This is a genomic window from Planktothrix paucivesiculata PCC 9631 (genome assembly GCF_900009265.2).
In the GTDB taxonomy this organism is placed as follows: Bacteria; Cyanobacteriota; Cyanobacteriia; order Cyanobacteriales; family Microcoleaceae; genus Planktothrix; species Planktothrix paucivesiculata.
This window is the reverse complement of the sequence record NZ_LR735031.1, coordinates 1-304: the sequence shown is the minus strand read 5'-3', so window position 1 is coordinate 304 and position 304 is coordinate 1. Positions and strand designations below refer to the sequence as shown.

The 304-nt window shown below is 37.8% G+C and carries 1 protein-coding gene; it reads left to right on the top strand.

Annotation, left to right across the window (positions count from 1 at the left end; genetic code table 11):
• The coding region (locus PL9631_RS25435; protein WP_156090709.1) for a transposase family protein at positions 1-304 on the top strand (304 nt) is incomplete at both ends.

Genomic DNA, 304 nt, shown 5'->3' with positions numbered 1-304 from the left:
AAAAAAAACGAGAGTGATTGGGAGTGGGTAGAAAAAATTCTGCTGGAATTTGAGTTAGTAGTAGATAGCTATGAACAGCCCATGCAAAGACCAACAGACAATGAAGAGCAAAAAAAATATTACTCAGGAAAGAAAAAAACACATACCTTTAAAAATCAAGTCATTGTCATGCCAAACGGGAAAGAAATAGTGGATGTAGCTGTGGGTTATACCGGAGCAACAAGCGATCTAAAATTGTGGAGAGAAAGAAGGGAGGAATTGGGGAATAATCAAAAATACAGAGGGGATAAAGCTTATGTAGGGG